Below are 20,834 nucleotides of genomic sequence, written 5' to 3' on the forward strand. Positions count from 1 at the left end.
ACATAAGACCGATAGTTAAAGGGATTCGCTGCAATCAAATTCATCTAGCTTATTCCGTTACTGTTGTTATAAGTTGTTTTCACGAGACATTCTGACTAATTTATAAAAATCTGCGTGTCATTTTCCATCAGTAATCAAAGCCTTTGCTGAGACTGACATGAATAAACAGGAGCCCTTTTGAGAGTTATGCATTTGAAATACACCATCCGAACTCTGGGATTCATTCCTTTGGTATTTACCGCTTTCAGCACACTGGCCAATGAGGTTACCCAACCCATTGATCACCTGTTTGATGCCATGCGCGAACACAACGAACAAAAGTTGCTTAATCAGTTTACCGCCAGCGCCCTGCTGCAAAGAGCAGGAAAAGATGGCAATGTGCAAACAACCGATATTGCCAAGTTCGCGGTAGCCATTGGAAAATCGACGTCCTTTCTGGATGAGCAATTGCTGGCAAAACGCGTTCAGCAAAGCGGTAATCTGGCTTCGGTATGGACTCCCTATGTGTTTTACCTGGATCAAAAGGTTAGCCACTGTGGGATCAACAGCTTTCAGTTAATACACACTGAGCAGGGCTGGAAAATCCATTATCTAATCGACAACGTGTTCGAGGGTGATTGTGAGAAATTTGCGCAAGCGCATGCTGAAAAGGACTGACATTTTGCGAATTTCGTGGTGTGTATCCTGAGCACAAATCTCGTTGAATTCGCATGAATTTCATCATAGAAACCGATTTGTAAGGTATGTATTTATATATTTTTGTATAACCCCATTGTTCGTTATTCGTACCGGCTTCGGCTAATTTCGAAGGAGACGAGTAAAAGAAGGGGCGGTTATGCAGAAGAAATTACTGATTTGCTTAATTTGTCTGTTATACGTTTTACCGGTTTTTGCCAACGACGACAAACACCATTTTCCCGGTATATTTGTAGGCACCACCCACGCTGACGATGAGTTTTACAATACGATTGGCCTGGAATACGAGTACCGCCTTTCGCAGTCCACCGGTGTTGGTGTGGCGTACGAGCATGTGAGCGACTACCACGAGGGCGCAGGCGCCAACCTGTTTGCCCTACAGATGTTTTATCACCCGAATACGCATATTAAATTAGGTGTAGGCGTTGGGCAGGAAAGAATTGGCGGTCACGACGCCAGAAGTGATGTGTTTTACCGACTGTCTGCCGCTTATGAGTACCACGCAGAACCCTTTGAAATAGAGCCAACTATTGATGTGGATTTATTAGACGGGGAAACATCTGTTGTAGTAGGCGTGGCGTTTGTCATGCCGTTTTAAATAACCCCAAAAGCCCCCCTGAAGTAACGAAGACGCTGTAGTAGTAACAGCGTCTTTTGTGTTTTTATTGAGCTAAAAACTCGTCACTCAAGTACAATTCGTCATTGCTGTTAATAGCAACTTTGCGATTTAACACGTCCTGGGCAATCTCCTGCGCTTCTTTCAGTGAGTGCATTTTGTAAGTACCACACTGGTACTCGTTCAGTTCAGGAATGTCTGATTCGTTTTGTACTTTCAGTACATCGTTCATGGCTGCCAGCCAGGCCTTCGCTACGCGCTCCTCATCTGGCGTTCCGATCAAACTCATATAAAAGCCAGTACGACATCCCATGGGAGAAATATCAATAATTTCAACATCCGCAGCATTCAGGTGGTCGCGCATAAAGCCAGCGAACAAATGCTCCAGGGTATGAATACCTTTTTCCGATAACGCTTCCTGATTAGGCACACAAAAACGCAGATCGTAAACGGTAATATCATCACCCTTAGGCGTGGTCATTTTTTTCGCAATACGTACAGCGGGTGCATGCATTCGGGTGTGATCAACACGAAAACTGTCGAGTAATGGCATAAGGTATGTCCTTAAAAAGTGGGTGACCGAGCCCGCTTATTGTGGCCCGTCAAACCATAAAAATACAATGGGCAGTATTGTACATCAACTCACGGGGATAAACAGATTTGCATCTTACTTATCGCCAGTAGTGTTAGTTATCTGACAATACTACACCAGTCAGCAATCAATAATTTCGTTCAGCTTCAGGCCGAATAACCAATTCATGAATATGCGCGTTGGCTGTGCTACTCAGCATTGTCATAATCGCATCGGCAACGTCTTTTGCGCTTAAGTATTCAGGGCGCGAGGCTTCGCGAAAATCCGTGTCCACACCACCGGGGTACACCGACAGCATTTTAATGTGCTGTTCGGCAAGTTCCTTGCGCATTACTTTAGTATAGGCATCCAATGCTGCTTTGCTCGCCGTGTACGCCGCGATGCCGGGATTCGAGAATAAACAAACCGTTGAGAGCACATTAATAATGGTGCCGCATCCCTGTTGTTTCATACCCGGTAACACCGCCTTTATACATTCAATCGGTGCATAACAGTTCACTTTCATCAGCCAGTCTAATTGCTCAATGGACGTTACATCGGCCTTCAACCGCACATTGTTCAGCCCTGCGCAGTTTATGAGTACATCTACCGCTCCGTTTGCGGCAATGGCATTGTGGAAAAACGCAGTGCGGGCGCTCTCATCGGTAACACAAAATGCCTGGCTGTGTACGTTGTCAGTCGTATTCAGTAGTGCGAGTGTGCTATTGAGCTTATCAGCGCTTCTGCCGCACAAACTCAGACGATAGCCTTGTTCAGCAGCCAGCACCGCCAGCTCCCGGCCAATACCCGAAGACGCGCCGGTTAAAAGTAAGTGTTTGCTCATAAATGGAATGGGATACGAGAATAATTCATCACAGTGTACTATTGATTCCCGTTTCCGTGTCCAGTTGTTTTCAGGCCAACTACAGGTATGTGCGATAATTACTCGTTAGCCTGCTCTCAAAATAACAATGTTTAATTCAGCAATTCAAAAAGCAATGTTACTATCTGCATCATTGTAGTAAGGAACACAATTATGTCGGAAAAGGTACTTTCAATCGTTCCGCGAGGCTATTTACCTGCATTAACAGGCGGACTTGAAATTTGTGCCATGGAAACCATCGAGTTTTTCATTGAGCAGGGATACCAGGGAGCGGTTGCAGCCAAATGTCCGCCAACCTTCTGGGCAACAGTAAAAAGCCGCATCGCCCGCAGATTCAAAGGGCCATTTTCGTTAACACACAAGGTAAAAAATCATCAGGTTTATACTGATTTTTGGCACCCTAATGCACTCAGTGTGTTAATCAACAAGCTAAACCCTGCGTTTCTTGTGTGTCATGTATCCATGTGCGATGACCTGTTACAAAAACTCATCGACATCAATTATCCAACGCTGTTTTATATTCACACGCGGGAAATATCCCCGCTGTTTGGCACATTGCCCCATAATCATCGTTTTGTATTTGCCTGCGAATCCTCTTTCATAAAAGCGCAGTTTCAACAGGTGAGCAACGCCCCCATCGACGTGATTCGCCCTATACTCCCGCCCGAGAAATTTCAAATATCCACATCGGGCGATGCCATTCTGGTGATTAATCCGCATCCCAAAAAAGGCGGCCGGTTAATTGCGGAAATTGCGCGCCTGATGCCCTACAGGTCGTTTTTAATTGTTGGAGGCTGGGCCAATACGCAGCAAGATCAGGAAGTGATTGACGTTGAGCAGGCATTGGAAAAACTACCCAATGTTCAGCGTGAAGCGCACGTTGATGATATGCGCACCGTGTTTTCAAGGGCACATTGTTTGTTAATGCCATGTGTAGTGGCAGAAGCGTATGGGAGAACCGCCGCTGAAGCCTTAATTGCCGGCATCCCGGTAGTAGCTTCCGATCAGGGCGCATTGCCAGAAACCGTCGGTGATGGCGGCATTATTGTGGGCATTGACGCGCCTGTCGCTCGTTGGATTGAACAACTGGAAAATCTGTTTAACGACAACGACTTTTACCTTACCCTGTCGCAACGCGCTATCGCCACCTCACAGCAGGATGTGCGTCAGGCAACCTATATTCAGCAACAATTATTAGATCATGCAAAATACTTATCCGGAAAGTAATACCGCCGACGGCAGCAGAAAAACCTGGGCTATCGAGTCGAAGCTCGCCAATGGCCTTATTCTGCTTTTTTTGATTTTGGCATCGCTGGCCAGTATTGGTGTGGTAGTTAATCACTATTATCAACTTGCCCAAGCCAGTAACATCCCCTGGTATGGCATCAAGCAAATATACTGGCATATCCACCACGATGTGATTGTGCCCTTCGGCGCGGATCCTCAGCTTTACTTAGGTATACCGGCCCTGTTGTGTATACAGGCGATGTTTCCGGCAATTCGCTCCCAAAAACCGTTTAATACCGGCATTCTGGTAGATATGGTATGGGTATTTATTCACGGTTTTATGGTAACGGGGTTCGTGCTTATCGTCATTGCAGCCCTGAATCAGGCGTTAATGCCCTGGACCAGCAGCTTGAAAGTGGGCATTTTCAGTAATGTACCCGCCTGGCTTGAGATTGTACTGGGGTACCTTGCGGTAGAGTTGGTTGGCTGGTTTAGCCACATGCTGCGCCACAAAGTGCGAGTGTTATGGGTGTTTCACGAGGTGCACCATTCGCAAAGCCAAATGAACCCGTTTACCTTGTTTCGGGTGCACCCTATGGATTATTTGTTCGCGGAGTTCATTATCTTTCTGCCCGCCCTTCTGTTTGAGGAAACGCTGGGCATTGTGCTGAGTTATTTAATTATTTCGCGTTTACACGACGCATTAACCCATAGCAATATTCGCACTAACCTTGGGCCATTGCGGTATATATTTGTCACACCTCAATCGCACCGTGTACATCACTCGTCAGAAACCGAGTACTACGATATGAACTATGGCGTGACGCTTTGCGTATGGGATCGCTTGTTCGGTACCCACTCTCCGTCTGATTTTGTGTATCCGAAAACCGGGATCAACGACCCCGATTTTCCGGAAGAAAAAGGCAAACCCTGGTATACCCTTCCCTGGGTTATTACCCGACAGTTGTATTACCCGTTTGTAAAAGCAATACGGTTATACTGGCGTTAGCCCGCCAGTTTTTTGTTATTTTGGTACCACCGTCACTACCACTCGTTTATAGCGAGTCAGAGCAGGCGTGCCCCTATCGGTTAACCGTAATATAAAATGCAGGGTTTCCGGTTTTGATACCTCTGGTGCGACTACCGCTACCCTCGCCATGTTTTCAGCACTTTGAATGGCAACAGGCGAAGCTGGCATACTGCCGGCCTCGGCATAGTTAAACCAGTAAAATTCCATACTATCGCCATCGGGGTCCTGTGAATTACGGGCATCAAGGGAAAAATAATCACCACTTTTTACCTTCAGATGCTGTTCGTGACGAAGTCGCGGCTCAGGTGGATGATTCGCATGTGCATAATCGAACACAGTCCAGTCCATACGGGCGGCAAAATCGTTCTGAAAATCGTCGCGCCATCTCCACAACGTTTCCCGGTAGCCGGAAAAGTGCTGTTCGCTGGCAGACACAGAACGGCCAAACTCGTTGCGCCTGGGCAGCAAAAACGTGTCGGTGGCATTTGTCCAGATTGGACGTGTTTCCTGTTCAATAGGAACACCGCCAGTAAACCCATCTGGGTCAGTGGCGTTTATATCCGGTATATAGTACTCGTACCGCCCGCCCCACCCGCCAAAATTGGGCTGCTCCGGAACGTTTAAACCATTGCGTATTAAATTTAGCCAGGCTGGTGTATCCCCCTCCATACCGTAGGCAACATCCGGATATTGCTGTCCTAAAGGACCGTGATTTTGTTGTATATTGTTGGCAATCCAAGGATTACTCACAGAAGTGTTATCTATTCCTTCGATATACATATTCATGCCCAGCCAGGTAGCGGCACCGTAACCTCCCGGACTAACGATATAAAACAAATCCGGAAACGTTTTTCTGATCCACGCAGCAGAATCATCCTGATCGGAAATAGTGTAAACACGTAGCTTGCTAATCAATTGGGCTAGCTGTTGTGGGGATGTTTGCTGCTGTAAGGTATACAGCGCCTGAGCCAGCGTGTTGGCACCGCCCCACACACTGATCCATAGTGGTCTGGAATCGTCTTTTTCAATTGCGTTTATCAGCAGCCTGGATCCCTCTGAATCTTTATTTTTACCAACGCCGTTCATGCCATAGATGGGCAGTCCGGCCCGCACTACGCTGCGCAGGTATTCAGCTGTCGGATAGCCAGGCTCATGCAGTAACAGGTTATTATGAACTTTGGCGTAAGCGTCTATAATTTGATGAATGGTTTCAGGTGCAACCATCCCTTTCTGATGTACCGATGTGGTAGCAACCAGGCCCTCAACATCAAACTGATTTGAATACAGTAAAAATCTCACCAGCGTCTGAGCATCATCAGGATCGGCTTCGATATCAGTTAGCACAAAGACACGATTTTTTATTTCAGGCTGTTGTTCTCCAAATGCATATGTGCAAAAAATCGCACTAACAATCACTATCAACACAGACTTAATAGCAGATACACAAATCAGTTTCATACGTAACAACATCCTTCTTCAGCAAGCTCACGAAACAGAGTGTGTCTTAACCCGTGACTTTACTTTTATTGTTTTTAATTACGCATTTATTTTATTTTTCCACGCAAGCTGCCTCATGTCTTTACCTACGTCTTGATTAAGCCAACGCGCTGTTTTTCCTGCCCGTTCAGTATTCTCCCTAACCAGGATTTCTTTACCAGAATCTCGTACAACAGAAGTCCGGTAAATAGGGTCCCTGAACACACCATGGTTAATTTAACACTCCAATGCAACGGTAGTTCAGATACCGCAATTTGCAGCGCGATAACCAGTGGCAAGTGGATAAGGTAAAGCCAGTATGACGCGTTCGCCAAATAGCTTATCCAGGCTTTAGGGGTGTTAAACAGCGCTTTACACACGCCAAGCGTAAGCGGGATCATCGACCACATGGTGACGGCATAGGCGAACGCATATGCAGCTTTGTACCCTAAAAAATCCGGGTGGCCAGGTTGCGACTCGTAAGGTGCCAACAGAATTAATGCTGTGATACTCACAAGGGCAAATACAGCGTGTGACAGCGACAATTTGCTGTAAGACTGAAGTCCGAGGGAGTCTCGCTGAAAACTCCATCCCATCAGATAGCTCCCAAAATACAAACAAAACGTGGGCAAGTGCGGCACCAGCGATTTATCTGGCGTATCGATTCCCCAGTTATTCATCCACCACAAGCACAATACCGTCGGTAGCGCCATTAATACGGGAGACCAGTGTGACACCGACATACTGCTCACCAGCTTGCTGCTCAACTTCACTACAATACCGTGAACTACGGGTATCCGAACCAAGCACATTCGCAGCGCAAGTGCACAAACGGTAAATAACATCAGGTAATACAAAAACCATAAGTGTGTACCCACCAGTAACCCATTTGGCAGACTGCCCAATGTTGCGATGCCTTCGTATATCGCCGTTACGGCATCCACATCACCGCGCAAACTCTGTGCACCGGCAATCCAACCACTTACCAGCAGCGGTCGTAACAAAAACCAGCCCGCGACAAAGGGCACACCCAGCCGGACAGCTCTGGATTGTAAAAAGGAAGGCATACTGGTTTTATTTAGTGTCATTCGGCTGAAATAACCAGCGATCAGAAAGAACAGCGCCATGCGAAAGGTATGGCTGACTAAAGCAAATGCGCTCACGAGATTGCTGGTAGAGACATCCATCACCGCCCAGCCAATGAATACCGGCATAAATGACAAACTGGCATGAAAAACAATGCCAAGCAGTAATGCCAATGCACGGGTTGCATCCAAATAGTGAAGTCGTGTCGACGTGCCGGTATGCATAGCAGGCTCCTAATCAATACACATTGAATTAATAAAAACGCACGTCATCAATTTCATAATCAAACGCGGCGGGCTGCAGGCTGTACGCCACAATACTCAGACTATTCAGGTTTGAGGTATTCAGCGGTGTTTGCTCCGACCATGCACGCTTCATTGATGTAAACGGTATAGTCACGTCGTGAAACTTGCCGTCGGCTTTCACTACAATCGGCGCGGCATGGTAGTCAAAATTAGTGATATCCTGGCTGTTGGCTGACACGCTCAGGCTCCCCTGAGTAATCCGCACCCGCAGTTGTATGCCCTGGTACACACTGGCATCAATAAATTTCCCCATTTCGGCCAGCGGCACAACGGTGCTCGACCAACCGGGCTGACCGCGAGGCGGGGTGATTGTGCCGGTAACCTGCATAATGCCGTTAGTCAGCGTGTGCTTGTCCTGGGTAGCGCCGCCCGCCATCGCATCATTAATGAACTGACGAGGCAGGCCATAACTGGTGTTGTCTGATGCCGAAAAGTCATCAATCAAGGCAGCAGTTTGCGCACTGTGTGCCATCATACTGGCCGTCAGGGTGATGACTCCTGCCATCAACATCACGATTCGATTTCTGCTAATTGTTTTCATTTCCATTGCTCCGGGTTTAAGGTAGTTATCACAGCAGGCAAGGGCCTGTTGTGTATAAGTGCCAGCCAATCCGAAAAAGGTGACGAAAACTATTTTTTTATTTTTTGTCACCTTTTTGCCCCGATATGGCACTTAGTAAAAAATGGCCAGAGTTATAACTATGTTTTCACAGCGCACCACCTTCGAACACAACAATGATGCATCCCTGGTAATGCTCTCTTTGGGCGGAAACCGCGATGCGTTTTGTCAAATAGTAAAGCGCTACCAAACACTACTTTGCAGCATTGCGTATTCGGCCCTCGGCGATATAAAACACAGTGAAGACGTGGCGCAGGACACATTTGTGGAAGCCTGGAAGAAACTCGATACATTGCACAATCCGGAAAAGCTGAAATCCTGGTTGTGCGGCATTGTGCGTTTTAAGATCAGCCGTTTCAGACGTCAGCAACCAGCAAAAGAACAACTGGTAGAAGACACAGAAGCACTGTCCGACATAGCAACATCCCCTACTGAACTGGAAACGCAGGTTATCTCAGCGCAGCACCACGCGCTGATGTGGCAGGCCCTGCACGCAATGGATGAAACTTACCGGGAACCGCTGGTCCTGTTTTATCGCGAGCAGCAATCGGTAGAAACCGTGGCGGCTGAATTAGACTTGTCCACCGATACGGTTAAACAACGTCTTTCGCGTGGACGCAATCTGCTAAAACAAGCCATGAGCGATGTGGTTGAAGAGGCGCTCCAACACAGCAAGCCCGGCGCAGCCTTCACGGTATCAGTAATGACCCTGATCAGTGGCATCTCCCCACCAGCCAAAGCCGCTCTGGTGGGCACGGGTTCTGCCAAACTTGGCAGTGTGTTTTCATTTACCACCCTGCTTACTTTTTTGGCGGTTTTTTCTGGTTTTATCAGTTCATTTTTAGGAGTGCGTGCAGGCCTGGATCAGTCTCGCACCCGCAACGAACGCAGATTAGTGTTTAAATCTGTCGCATTGTTTTTTTGCGTAACCGCGGTATATGTGGGAGGTATGTTTGGCTTGAAATACCTCGCGCTTCACAACCTTGCTTTCTCGCGGTTAATCACGGGTGTCGTTCAGATACTGGTATTGAGTTTTACTGCCGCTAACCTGTGGCTGGTGAGTTATATGTTTCAGGCCATGCGTACTCTGCGGGCCCATGAACGGATTTTTCATCCTGAAGCCTTTACACATGAATCCGATACACCAGGTTCTGCACGACGTGAATATAAGAGTCGCTTGCGGTTGTTTGGCGTGCCGTTGATGCATTTCCAGTTTGGCATGCCGGAACATAGTGATAGGGCTGCCTATGGCTGGTTTGCTGGCGGCAGCCACGCCTACGGACTCTTATTCGCCTGGGGCGGCGTCGCCATTGCGCCGGTAAGTGTCGGCATCGTTGCCATTGGCGGGTTTACCGTTGGCGCGGTGGGCATAGGTGTTATCAGCACAGGCACGGTTGCAATTGGACTACTGGCATTTGGTGCATCTGCCATTGGCTATAAAGCCTATGCGTCACTGTCAGCGACGGGATGGGAGAGCGCCTTCAGCAATGGCGTATCACTGGCCCGTGACGCTGCTATCGGGCCAGTGGCTCAGGCCGCATATATCAATAACGAGCAGGCCGCTTCACTCACCAATCTGGCCGATTTTGGCCAGGTGTATTACTGGCTTCTGGCCGCAATCGCCTTATTGGTTATTGTGCCTGCCATTTGGCATGCCGCGCAGGTTCGCACGCGAATGAAGTTCCATCGTTAATGAATAAACCACAATAGTTCGATAGCCCTGATGATGGCTCTTGTTAGTGAGGTATCCATTGCTCCTTTCCTGAGTAACTGAAGTTTACCGCTATCCAGCATCTGACCTCTTACGATAACAGCAGCCGGAGTTTCCAACTCAGATAAATAATGCAACGGATTGCTATTCAGCAACAACATGTTAGCCCGATATCCCACTTTGATTTGTCCGGTATTACCAAACCCCAATCGAGCTGCATTTACCGCGGTAGCAGCTTTTAATACATAGTAAGCAGGTATGCCTGTTTGATATAGCAGGGCTAACTCCTTGTGAATGGACGCGCCGGGTGCAACTCCGAATCCCCCGGCATCGGTTCCCACCAACAAGGTGACGCCCTGACGATGCAGTTCCCCCGTCACCTTCGCAAAGAATTCAGCATGGGGGACCTCATAATGAGTCGGATCCATGTCCTGCCAAAATGAAATACTGCCACCGTCTACCAGTTCAACTAGCGGACTGATCATTTGATATTCCGGTTCGTCGAGATACGCGCCTTTTGTAAGCGCAATATCCACTAACCGCCTGTGCGCGATGAGGGTCGGTACCAGTGCCTGATCATGCTTTATCAACTGCGAAGCAATTTCCGCTATGCGTTGTTCTTCAAGGTTATCTTCAAACGCATGCCATACCAGTGTTTCTGTGTGCTCCAGCGTTTGAAAACCCGCACCCAACGTTTTGCTCCAGGCCATACTGAATGGCTTTTCAAAAGGCATTCCCGATTCCCGTTTTCCTTCAGGTGAATGTCCTGCTACCGGCATATTTAGTTGTTGCGCTTCATCCAGAATGGCGTCAAACGCGTCTTCAGTAAGGTTTGAGTAAAGCTTTAGCGTTGTAAACCCTGCTTTATGATGTTGCCGCACAGCCGCTCTCGCTTCCGCCGCAGTATTGACGATTTGCTGATTGACCGCAGCATTCGGGCCTTCGCTGTTGAGAATGGGCCCGGTAGTCATAAAATCCGGCGCTAAAAGCTGAGAAGTCTCGATACGCTCTTTTAAACGAAGGTGGAAAGGATAACCGCCCATATTGCGAATACCCGTTACCCCATAAGCAAGATAGCCTGCCAGTTCAGTTTCATCGCTTAAGTGAATGTGAGCATCGATTAGCCCGGGCAATAAAAATTGACCTTGCCCGTCAATCACATTGCGGTCTTCGGCAATAATCCTGGTCGCCTCTGGTGTGGGGTAAATTCGGGATATCACACCGTCCTCAACCTCGACTGAATAATCAAACTGAATCTGAGGTTCATCCGGGGTCATAGTCATAATGTTCACGTGATGCAGAGTTAACCGTTTTACAGGCTGCGCCTTCATTACCAACACATCGGGTATCGCGTTAATTTCGTAAATCACCCACACTCCCAGTGCGAACAACATCGTTCCAACGATCATCATAAAACGCTTCATCTTTTATCTCTTAAATTCTTGCGCACGGTGTGACTCCCCTGGTTCAGCCTGAATACTGTACAAACAATAACCTAACCATCCTCTTCACTCATTATAACCTGCCCATAAAAAGCCTATAAGCTCATCAAAAGAGACCCCGTAACCAACTGTAATTAAAGGATTAACTGAAAAACCTTCTTAAAATGCAATTCATCCAGTGAACCCTTCACTCCCGAACCGTTCGAACAGCCGGATTTTTTTAGGAGTAATTGTTTAATGATCAGAAGTTCGTCACACCGGCTATTGATAGTGGTTTCCATCGTACTGATAACAGGGTCAATCAACGGTAAAACTTTAGCAGAGCCGCTGTTGCCTTCCATGGTTAAGGTGCCCGCCGGAGACTTTGTATTAGGCAGCACGGAGTATGAAGATACGCAACCTCAAAAACGTGTAAACGTGGCTGAATTCTATGTCAGTCAGTATGAAGTCACCCGGGCTGAGTTCGCACGTTTTGCAGACAGTACCGGTTACGCAGTGCCGCAAACCTGTTACCACGAGATTGGAAAATGGTGGTTTGAACAGGAAAGCGAGGGGAATTGGACCAACAATGCGATTAATCAGCATGAACTGGAGCCCGTATCCTGTGTTGGCTATGATGCAGCGGTGGCATACACAGAATGGTTGCAGGTAGAAACCGGCATGCCATACCGTTTACTTAGTGAAGCAGAATGGGAATACCTTGCTACGCAGTTTGCGTCGCCTTCTGATTCAGTCTGTGACGCGGCGAACCTTGCAGATCAAAGGGCTGAATCGGTTGCACAGCGTCAATTTCACACGTCCTATATCAATTTAATTGGTATTGAATCCTGTGATGACAGGGCTGGCACGGTCAGTGTTGTTGGGCAGTATGCACCTGATAAACTGGGTATCTATGACCTGATTGGCAACGTGAATGAATTCGTAAGCGATTGCTACGTCGAGAATTACGCAGACATGCCTACCTCAGGAAGAGCCGTTTATACGAAAAGTTGCGAAACGGTAGTGTTACGCGGTGGCGCCTGGCACTGGCCGGCCTGGCCTGTTCGCATCAGAGACGCGAAGCCACGTAACTGGATCGGGGTATTGGAAGGTTTCCGATTAGCACTGGATACCGCGGAACACATTGCTGTGCCTGCCTCACAGGGCTCAGAGTTGCGTAATGCCCTATCCCAATATCGCCAGCAACGAGTCATACCGCCCCCTCTGCCTGACAAGCCCGAAGGACTTACAGCTAATGTTGCTGGAAACGATATCTCGCTTAACTGGGATACTGACAAGGTAGCAGGTCACTGTGTCATTCTGGCCAACCAACAACCAGGCGGACGATTCGACATCATCGGTTTCTCTGACAAGCCCGGCTTTAAGGATACCTTTCGGGCGCAGCGGGCCTACCAGTATGTTGTTGCTAACGTTCAGAACAATGCCATTGGACCCTATTCGCTACCTGTGGATATTGCGCTTGAACCACTCCCTGTTGCCCCGACACTTCCTGCCACCCATTTTGTTGCAATGGACAACGCGTTAGTGGTGCCCTGTGGGGCGGACACAGAGTGTGTAACAGGCCCTCGTTCAGGTTCAGGTGCTACCTTATTAACCTATGAGTTCGCAATCGAGAAGCCGGGCAATTACTTGTTAAGTGCAAAAGGCGGTGGTGAGGTAACGTTTACCGCGGAAATAGCAGGACAGACCCGAGTTGTCAGCCTGTCTGACGGTGCAATGGAGTACTTAGCGCTCAGTAAAGGCATACAAAGATTAACACTCATTACCGAGCAATCAGGCTGGCATCTTGATACTCTGCATTTAACTAAGGATAATTAACCGAAACACCAACGTGTTAACTGAAGGGATCGCAGTTGGAATCAGTCAAGGTAAGCTTTAACAGCGATACGGGAGAAGTGACTATTGATGACGTCACCCGTTCGCTACGCCCCAAAACCTTTCAGTTAGCACAGTTTCTTGCCGAGCGGTCTGGCCAGGTCATCAGTAAAGACGTGCTGTTAAGTGCCGTATGGACTGGCAGTATTGTCGAGGATCAGGCTGTCTTTCAGTCCATCAATGAGATTCGTAAAGCGTTTGCAGGGCGGGATGTTATCAAGACCTTCCCGCGCAGAGGCTACTCGTGGTTGATTCCCTCAACCGACGTTGGTGCAGATGCAGTTGTTAATGCAGAAGCAGTAACTGCTGAGCGTGTTAAACGCATCGATGTTCAAACGACAACGAAGTCTGGCGCCATTACCACCCGGCGCGTGCTGGCCGGAGTCGCCATTGGCCTTGTGCTATTGAGTCTGTTCACCGTTTATCTGATAAAGCAACCCACATCATCAGCGATAGCCACAACACACGCTGATTCAGTTGTCAGACATCCGGTGGTCGTTATCCTGCCTGTTTCAATAACTGGCATGGACAACTCTCAGCATTGGCTCAGATTTGGTGCCATGGATGCGTTGATTCAGCAATTCAGTGATTCACCAGACATCACGGTATTTCAGCCCGATGACGTATTTGATATTTTAAAACGCACGAAAAACGCGGAGCAACATCCCGAATCACTGTTTAACTTATCCGCCGCTACACTGATTGTCGAATCTGCTTTAAACGGCGTGCCTGGCGACTACGTCATGACCTATCGGCTTATATCCCCCGTATCGGAAGTAAAAGGGGTATTACACGATGTCACGGTAGATACACTGCTACACCAACTCGCTGAATTGCTATCTGAACAACTCCAGGTAAATCAGACTTTACGGCCCGTCAATTTTGAAGAGCAATTCCGCAATACGCTCATTTACAACGCCATGCAGCTCATTGCGGCCGCTGACTACGTGTCCGCACAGTCCTTTCTTGAAAGTGCCATTATTACTTTTCCCGATGCACCAGAGCCTCGTTACTGGCTAGCCAGAGCGCTTTATTTGCAACAAGCATCGGAAGACAGCCTTCAGGTAATAAACGAAGCGCTGAACACGCTTAAAAGCGAAGAAAGCAACCGCTACTACGCCCGCCTTTATTATCTCAAGGGAAGCGCTCTATTGAACCTGCATCAGGACGATGCGCTTCTCACTTTGCAACACGCTCTAACGCTTGCCGAGAAAAACAACGATTGGCTATACGTAGCTTATACACAGTCGCTTATAGGTCATTATTATTTGCAAACTCAAACGCCAGAACAGGCGTCCGGGTACTTTACAGAAGCAATGAAATATCAGCAGGTACTCAACTGCCCCATGGGTATAGTGCAGTCACATCTCGATTGGGCCGATTACTACCTGGCTCTGCAAAATAAGCCTGAAGCAATGCGGGCTTTGTCTGACGCGAAAGCGTTGGCAAGCCAACGCTCTCTGACTCAAACCTTGCCGTTAATCAACGCTAAAAGCCAGAAAATACAACAGTTATAGGCTTCTTATAGACGCTTATAAGTCACGCTATAGGACTTTTTCTTCTTTTTTACTCACTCTGCTGACAACAGTTTGGCGATGCGTTCTCATCGCCAGTTTACATTCTATGGAGTGATTTATGACAATTCCCTTCCGGGCTTTACTGGTAAATGGTTGTTTGGCCATGTTCTGCTATTCCGCTGATATCAACGCAGACGAACCTTCCTCCGGTAACGGCATCGCGTTTACCAATGCCAATATCGTCACTATGCAAACCGCAGATACCGTGTTTGGCGCAACCCTATTAGTGAAAGATGGAATAATAGAGGCCATCGCGCCTGCCAGTACACCTATTGATGATAGCTATCGGATCGTCGATCTGAATAACCAATGGGTTGTCCCCGGTTTTATTGACGGACACGTGCATTTGAATCAATCCGGCTCTGCATACAGTCGGCCGGATATCATTGATGCAACAGCAATTGAGCCCTTTGCGGTTGAACAAGCCTGGTTACGCAAGTCTCTCCCTGACATTACGCATTCATACGTAATGAATGGTGTAACGACAATCGTGGATATGGGCGGACCTTCAGCCTGGATACCGGACTATGACGAGTTGAGTAAAAACCCAAGTTCGCCATACATCCTCCGCGCTGCTGAACTTATTTCTGCCGCTCCCGTTCCTGCTCTGGATGCAGATGGCCCGGTTTTCAAAGCCGTTAAGGATGCAAAAGCGGCTACTGACGAAGTGAAGCGTCAGCTTCTACTGTCCAGCCAGGTGGTGAAATTCGTTTGGACCCATGAAGCCGGTTTATCCCCAGAGGCATTAACGGAGCGCTATTCGCAAGCGATGAAAACGGCACGTGACGCAGGCAAAATTGTGGCTGTGCACGCCGAGTCATTATCCTATGCAAAAGCGGCGATAAAAGCAGGGGCACATATTTTAGTTCATGGTGTCATCACCGACTATATAGACGACGAATTTATCGCACTAACCAAAAAACATAATGTGTCATACATGCCAACACTGACAGCACATCAGCATTATAAATCACTGTTTTTGCGTAACATCGACTTTACTGTGCGCGAACGGGCGATAGCGCCCAAGCGAGTGCTGCAGTCCTTCAACACCCTGCAAAATGCCTCGGCAAAGGACGTACCTATATACGCAATGATGTCGAAGTATATGACCTACGTAGATGACACTGCATCCATTGGTACGCTGTCTGTTCAGGAACAAGGCATAGTCGGGCAGCTGTCTGCGATGTTCTCTGAACGTATCCGGGACATTCAGTTTGCTAATTTAAAGCGTGCTGCTGATGCCGGACTACGCCTGGCATTTGGTACAGATGCCGGTAATCCGGGCACATTACATGGCGTGTCGATACACGAAGAAATGCGGGCCTGGCTGAAAGCCGGAATTAGCCCGGATGAGCTATTGCATGCCATGACGATCGGTACAGCAGAGGCAATGAAGATCAACAACATTAAAGGCGCATTACTTAGTTCAAAGGAAGCCAGCTTTATTGTATTTCCCACATCACCTCTCAGCGAGGAGCTGCCAGAATTAAGCCCATCCTTTGTAGTGAAATCCGGAAAGATCGTCTACTCCCCTTCGTCGGAGAGTCATGATGCGCCGTAATCCGTTCATTTCGCTGTGTTTGTGTATTGTCACAATGCTAATGTCCGCGCCGACTAACGCCATCGTTATTCGCCATGATGTTGACGATAAGCTCTACCATGCAACAACCAGAGACTTCCCTCCCCTCGCCACACTCTACCGAGTCGGCGCGCATGGCACACTGGTATCCCCCGAATGGGTAGTAACGGCAGCGCATACGGTGTTTTGTATCGAGCCTGACGATTGGATAAAGGTCGGAGATACCTTGTATCAGGTCGCAGGCCGGTTTGCGCATTATCAGTATGAGCGCGGGGATGATCACGACGTCGCGATGATAAAATTAAAAAAGCCGGTCACGCAGGTCTCTCCTGCCATGTTAAATACCGATAAATCCGAGGCCGGCCAGGTAGTATGGTTTATTGGTGCAGGCGGCACGGGCAATGGACATGTCGGACAGACGATCAGCTATAAGCAAAATGCAGGACAATTGCGAAAAGCGCAAAACCGCATAGAAAAAGCAAAAGACGGCAATGTGTATTTTGAGTTCGACTATGGTGAGGACGCATTGCCATTGGAGGGGGTCTCCGGCAACGGAGACAGCGGAGGCCCGGCATACATTGAACTACAAAACCGTTATTACTTGCTGGGTATCAGCTCGCGAACAGACTCCTGGTTTAAATCAATAGGTGATTATGGTGTCACGGAAGTGTATACCCGAGTCGCTGATTACATTCCGTGGATAAAAGGCGTGATGCTGTCCTCTCCAGACTTTCTTGACGGGTTCACAACACAAGAGCGGTTCCCCCAACCCGGGATAGAGGACAACTTACCTGCCGTGTGTGAAAAAATTGGGTTTCGTGAGGCCGGAGAATAATAGGAAGCCGTGGAATGGGCAATTCCATTCCACGGCGTATGACTCACACTAAGGCGTCGTATTACTTAACTTAATGGCGTCTTCGTTGATGACCCGAACTTCACGTTGCGGGAATGGAATTTCGATACCGTGCTCTCGCAGGGTTTCAAATACAATAAGCAGCAAGTCACCGCCAACGCGGTTTTTCCCGTCATCGACGCCGATCATCCAGAACTCCACAAACATATTGACGCCTGAGTCACCGAAGCTGTCGATTTCACAATCCGGGCGCTCTTCAAACGGGATATCATCGCCACTGATTACCTGCGGATGCTTGGCTACCGCCTCTTTGATGATTTCCACCATAGCGCGAATATCGGTTTTATAGGCTACGGAAAAATCAATGCGGTACCGTTGTTTGGAATCTTTGTGCGTCCAGTTTACCAACAATGAGTTAATGAACTTCTCGTTCGGTACCAGGATGTCTTTACCGTCATAGGTTTCCAGCACCGCATATCGCATTTTAAATTCGCGCACAAATCCCTTACTGCCATCATCCAGTTCTACAAAGTCGCCCACGGTGAGAGAGCGGTCGAGCAGAATGATAATACCCGAGATAAAATTAGAGGCGATGGTCTGCAAGCCCAATCCCAGCCCTACACCCAATGCACCACCGAACACTGCTAATGCGGTCAGGTTGATGCCCATCACATTCAGCAGTAACAGAAAAATCACGCAGAACATGGCCACTTCAAACAACTTGGCAAAGACTTCTTTGGTGGGCACATCAAATTCTTTGTGATTGCGAATGATGTCTTTACCAATAGAGTTAGAGGCCCGCCCCAGCCAGAACAGCAACACGCCAAACACCAGCACTCTGGCAATACCATAAGCGGACACATCCACATTGCCCACACTAAACGATATTGCGGTTAAGGCGCCGATGACTTTGGGTAACACATTGATCATATGTAAGAATACAATGGGTAGCCCTACCCAACGTAAAAACGTGGCAATACCCACGCTTTTAACAAACGCTCGGATGAAGGAATTCAGGAATATCATCACAGCTATAACCACTGCAATTTCCAGTAACCAGGCGTCCAGTTGATATTGTTTACCCAAAACGGACGTGAGCTTTAACAACGAAATAGTAATGATGGGAAAAAAGGTACTACCCGCTTTATAGCCTAGCACTTGCAACGAGTGTGCGCCTTCATGGGGCGCTTCACGGGTAACCGCAAACTGGTCGCGTACTTTAACGGATAGCAGCCAGGCCACCAGATAAATCAGCAGTATGGCTCCTGCCTGATAGACAAAGGTTGGGCTGACAATGGTTTGTTGCAACAGCGCAAGCTGTTCCTGGATTTCAGCAATGATAGTGTCCATGGGCGAACCTGTGTGGAAAGCACGTTGCGCATGTTGTAACGCTAAATAAGAGCAGGGTAAAGCATTTACTGTTGTTTATTTAATTTTGTCTGTACTCTCGCCTGCATAGACCTTCATTAAAGCCAACCTTTTTGTCGGGCGATGCGCGCCGCTTCAATGCGGTTTGACGCATTTAACTTATTGGAAGCACTTGATAAGTAGTTGCGCACCGTGCCGGGTGACAGGTGCATTTCCGCCGCGATTTGCTCGGTTTGCTTACCGTCTGCGGCTAATTTTAACGCTTTGCGCTCTTTGTCGTTTAACGGATCGGCCTCTTCCCAGGCATCCACAATTAGCTCTGGCGCTATCATTTTACGTCCTTGCATAACTCTGCGGATGGCATTCGCTAAATCATCACTGGGCGCATCTTTCAGTAAATACCCTTTTACACCGCAGTCCATGGCTCTGCGTAAATACCCTGAGCGAGCAAACGTAGTCAGAATAATCACTTTGCAGGGCAGTGATTGTTGCTGAATGCACTGCGCCAGCTCCAGGCCGGTCATCACTGGCATTTCGATGTCGGTAAGTACAATATCCGGATGTAAAGACTCGATTAAGCTCAACGCCTGCTTGCCATCACTGGCTTTGCCGACTACCTGTAAATCAGGCTCCAGATCCAGCAGCGCAGAGAGCGCGCCCAGCAACATGCCCTGATCTTCTGCAATCAGAATTTTAATGGGTGTAGTCATAGTGGTACCGTTACGGTTATGTTGAATCCGGGCTTGCAGCTAAACACAATATCACCACCTAACGCTGACACGCGCTCGCGCATACCTTTTAACCCGTTCCCCTCGGTGAACACCTTGCTGCTGCCGTTATCTGAAATAGTAAGCTGAATGTGTGTGTTAGTTGCCGTCGCGTCTATCTGGCAGCGATTGGCGTTAGCGTGTTTCACCAGATTGGTGACGGCTTCTCTTACAATAAATCCCAACGTCGCGTCGATGCGTGCCGGTAGTGTTTGCGCTGGTACCGAATAAGCAAATGCCACGTCCACCGAATTCAGCAGGGTTTTGGCATTGGCAAGTTCTGAGGCGAGATCTTTCTGCCGGTACCCGGTTACCGCCTCGCGTACTTCCGACAGCGTCCGACGGCTGATTTGCTCCAGCTCAGCAATTTCCTGCCGGGCTTTAGCGGGGTCGTGGTCAAATAGCTTTTGCGCCAGCTGTGCTTTCATGGTGAGCATGGCAAACGTGTGGCCAATTAAATCGTGAAGATCCCTGGCAATTCTCTCCCGCTCAGCTGTGGTAGCCAAGCGCTTCACTTCTTCCTGAGTTAGTTTAAGCTCGGCATTTTTTTTGGCTATTTCCCGCTGAAACACATTTATGCCGCCAATCATTAATGAAAAAATCAGCGCCGGGCCGTAAAAATAAGCCGGTAAATCACGTAACCAGGTGAGCAACACAATGTACGCCAGTATTGCAGCAATAGTGGTAATACTGTGTTTGGGTGGGCCGATATGCGCAGCAAACGCACTGGCGTACACAAAAAATACGCCCGCGCCAGGGTTTACCATCGTCATCACGGAACCTATCGCGCAAATCGCCGCAATGTAGTAAAGGGTATGCAGGCCACAAACCCAGTAGGCGCGGAAGTAACAGGCCAGAAAGGCCAGTGTTCCCGCCGCACTCAGCCAAATGTGCCAGACTGGCGGATCGTAAAAGAAAAAGTGCACAAAAAACATGCCCAGGTACACCAGCCAAAAGTACGGTAATACCCCTATCTCACTGTCATCCGGCAACAACTTACCGTGAATAAATCGCGCCACCTGGCTTATTGGCTTTGTCATAATTACTCAAAAAACACGTTACTGAAATTAGGGCGCGTTGATCTTTGCTGTATGATTTTTCAGCAGTCTGTGCGACGTTTATACAATGAAGCGCAAGTGAAGTGTAGTCAACT

The 20,834-nt window shown here is 48.2% G+C and carries 18 protein-coding genes; 9 read left to right on the top strand and 9 right to left on the bottom strand.

Features of this window, described 5'->3' with window-relative positions; all coding sequences use genetic code 11:
- Window positions 1-177: 177 nt before the first annotated feature.
- Window positions 178-657: a hypothetical protein gene (locus tag FJ444_RS20640; RefSeq protein WP_181405259.1), complete on the top strand. Its 480-nt coding sequence runs from the start codon at window positions 178-180 to the stop codon at window positions 655-657.
- A 178-nt stretch (window positions 658-835) separates the two neighbouring features.
- Window positions 836-1,294 (top strand): hypothetical protein, encoded by a 459-nt coding sequence (locus FJ444_RS20645; RefSeq protein WP_140961740.1) that lies wholly within the window; start codon window positions 836-838, stop codon window positions 1,292-1,294.
- 64 nt (window positions 1,295-1,358) lie between these two features.
- On the opposite strand, the gene luxS is transcribed toward FJ444_RS20645, so the two are convergent.
- On the bottom strand, window positions 1,359-1,865 hold the full coding sequence (luxS, locus tag FJ444_RS20650) for an S-ribosylhomocysteine lyase (protein ID WP_140961742.1): 507 nt from the start codon (window positions 1,863-1,865) through the stop codon (window positions 1,359-1,361).
- 166 nt (window positions 1,866-2,031) lie between these two features.
- Window positions 2,032-2,727, bottom strand: coding sequence for an SDR family oxidoreductase (locus FJ444_RS20655; protein ID WP_140961744.1), 696 nt, complete (start codon window positions 2,725-2,727; stop codon window positions 2,032-2,034).
- 192 nt (window positions 2,728-2,919) lie between these two features.
- Here FJ444_RS20655 and FJ444_RS20660 point away from each other — a divergent pair, with 192 nt between their 5' ends.
- Window positions 2,920-3,993: a glycosyltransferase gene (locus FJ444_RS20660; protein WP_140961746.1), complete on the top strand. Its 1,074-nt coding sequence runs from the start codon at window positions 2,920-2,922 to the stop codon at window positions 3,991-3,993.
- The gene (locus tag FJ444_RS20665; protein ID WP_140961748.1) at window positions 3,968-5,002 is read left to right on the top strand and encodes a sterol desaturase family protein; all 1,035 of its coding nucleotides are present in this window, start codon (window positions 3,968-3,970) and stop codon (window positions 5,000-5,002) included. The genes FJ444_RS20660 and FJ444_RS20665 overlap by 26 nt, the downstream gene beginning before the upstream one ends.
- Before the next feature lie 15 nt (window positions 5,003-5,017).
- Here the strand turns inward: FJ444_RS20665 and FJ444_RS20670 are convergent, their stop codons facing one another.
- The 3 genes from FJ444_RS20670 to FJ444_RS20680 all read right to left on the bottom strand — a co-directional run bounded on the left by FJ444_RS20670 (window position 5,018) and on the right by FJ444_RS20680 (window position 8,431).
- Entirely contained in the window at window positions 5,018-6,481 is a 1,464-nt protein-coding gene (locus tag FJ444_RS20670; protein WP_140961750.1) for a DUF1593 domain-containing protein, read from the bottom strand.
- Window positions 6,482-6,606: 125 nt separating this feature from the next.
- A complete protein-coding gene (locus FJ444_RS20675) occupies window positions 6,607-7,809 on the bottom strand; it encodes an acyltransferase family protein (protein ID WP_140961752.1) in 1,203 nt (400 codons plus the stop codon).
- Window positions 7,810-7,837: 28 nt separating this feature from the next.
- Entirely contained in the window at window positions 7,838-8,431 is a 594-nt protein-coding gene (locus FJ444_RS20680; RefSeq protein ID WP_219993934.1) for a CIA30 family protein, read from the bottom strand.
- 160 nt (window positions 8,432-8,591) lie between these two features.
- Between FJ444_RS20680 and FJ444_RS20685 the strand changes: the two genes are divergently transcribed.
- Complete coding sequence (locus tag FJ444_RS20685; RefSeq protein WP_140961754.1) at window positions 8,592-10,202, top strand: RNA polymerase sigma factor; 1,611 nt, start codon at window positions 8,592-8,594, stop codon at window positions 10,200-10,202.
- Here FJ444_RS20685 and FJ444_RS20690 read toward each other — a convergent pair.
- Window positions 10,199-11,644 (bottom strand): amidohydrolase family protein, encoded by a 1,446-nt coding sequence (locus FJ444_RS20690; protein ID WP_140961756.1) that lies wholly within the window; start codon window positions 11,642-11,644, stop codon window positions 10,199-10,201. The genes FJ444_RS20685 and FJ444_RS20690 overlap by 4 nt on opposite strands.
- 255 nt (window positions 11,645-11,899) lie before the next feature.
- Between FJ444_RS20690 and FJ444_RS20695 the strand changes: the two genes are divergently transcribed.
- The 4 genes from FJ444_RS20695 to FJ444_RS20710 all read left to right on the top strand — a co-directional run bounded on the left by FJ444_RS20695 (window position 11,900) and on the right by FJ444_RS20710 (window position 17,528).
- On the top strand, window positions 11,900-13,480 hold the full coding sequence (locus FJ444_RS20695; RefSeq protein WP_140961758.1) for an SUMF1/EgtB/PvdO family nonheme iron enzyme: 1,581 nt from the start codon (window positions 11,900-11,902) through the stop codon (window positions 13,478-13,480).
- Between the two features lie 35 nt (window positions 13,481-13,515).
- Window positions 13,516-15,054 carry a transcriptional regulator gene (locus FJ444_RS20700; RefSeq protein ID WP_181405260.1) on the top strand — a complete coding sequence of 513 codons (1,539 nt, stop codon included), beginning with the start codon at window positions 13,516-13,518 and terminating at the stop codon, window positions 15,052-15,054.
- Between the two features lie 118 nt (window positions 15,055-15,172).
- Window positions 15,173-16,675, top strand: coding sequence for an amidohydrolase family protein (locus FJ444_RS20705; RefSeq protein WP_140961762.1), 1,503 nt, complete (start codon window positions 15,173-15,175; stop codon window positions 16,673-16,675).
- On the top strand, window positions 16,662-17,528 hold the full coding sequence (locus FJ444_RS20710; protein WP_140961764.1) for a trypsin-like serine protease: 867 nt from the start codon (window positions 16,662-16,664) through the stop codon (window positions 17,526-17,528). Before FJ444_RS20705 ends, FJ444_RS20710 begins: the two co-directional genes overlap by 14 nt.
- 48 nt (window positions 17,529-17,576) lie before the next feature.
- Here the strand turns inward: FJ444_RS20710 and FJ444_RS20715 are convergent, their stop codons facing one another.
- The 3 genes from FJ444_RS20715 to FJ444_RS20725 all read right to left on the bottom strand — a co-directional run bounded on the left by FJ444_RS20715 (window position 17,577) and on the right by FJ444_RS20725 (window position 20,721).
- A complete protein-coding gene (locus FJ444_RS20715) occupies window positions 17,577-18,896 on the bottom strand; it encodes a mechanosensitive ion channel family protein (RefSeq protein ID WP_140961766.1) in 1,320 nt (439 codons plus the stop codon).
- A gap of 116 nt (window positions 18,897-19,012) precedes the next feature.
- Window positions 19,013-19,624 (bottom strand): response regulator transcription factor, encoded by a 612-nt coding sequence (locus tag FJ444_RS20720; protein WP_140961768.1) that lies wholly within the window; start codon window positions 19,622-19,624, stop codon window positions 19,013-19,015.
- On the bottom strand, window positions 19,621-20,721 hold the full coding sequence (locus FJ444_RS20725) for a sensor histidine kinase (RefSeq protein WP_140961770.1): 1,101 nt from the start codon (window positions 20,719-20,721) through the stop codon (window positions 19,621-19,623). Before FJ444_RS20725 ends, FJ444_RS20720 begins: the two co-directional genes overlap by 4 nt.
- Window positions 20,722-20,834: the final 113 nt, after the last annotated feature.

The sequence above is a fragment of the Aestuariibacter sp. GS-14 genome, assembly GCF_006494365.1.
Lineage (GTDB): Bacteria > Pseudomonadota > Gammaproteobacteria > Enterobacterales > Alteromonadaceae > Alteromonas > Alteromonas mangrovi.